Here is a 287-nt window from a genome sequence, read left to right as displayed (position 1 = left end):
CCACCGGTCGCGTACGGATCGTTCGTCTGTCATCGGAGGCTCCTCGGCGGTGATCCCGCCGGGGCAGGGCACACGCGGATCGTCATGCGGGTCCCTCCGCCACGGCCTTGTCCAAGGCGGCGTCGTCCAGCGGTGGGGCACCGGCCCGCAGCCACAGGAAGTACTCGACGTTGCCCGACGGGCCGGGCAGCGGGCTGGCCGTCACGCCCCGGGCGCCCAGGCCGAGGGTCTCCGCGTGACGCGCCACGTCGCGTTCGGCCTCGGCGAGCAGTGCCGGGTCGCCGTCG

General features: G+C 74.9%; 1 pseudogene. It reads right to left on the bottom strand.

Annotated elements, in window-relative coordinates:
• Positions 1–82 precede the first annotated feature (82 nt).
• A pseudogene (locus tag ACFFNX_RS44560) lies at positions 83–287 on the bottom strand (16S/23S rRNA (cytidine-2'-O)-methyltransferase); the annotation flags it as partial.

Source organism: Actinoallomurus acaciae, assembly GCF_042429965.1.
GTDB classification, from domain to species: domain Bacteria; phylum Actinomycetota; class Actinomycetes; order Streptosporangiales; family Streptosporangiaceae; genus Actinoallomurus; species Actinoallomurus acaciae.
Note: the sequence above shows the minus strand (reverse complement) of the source record. Positions and strands in the feature narration are given on the sequence as shown.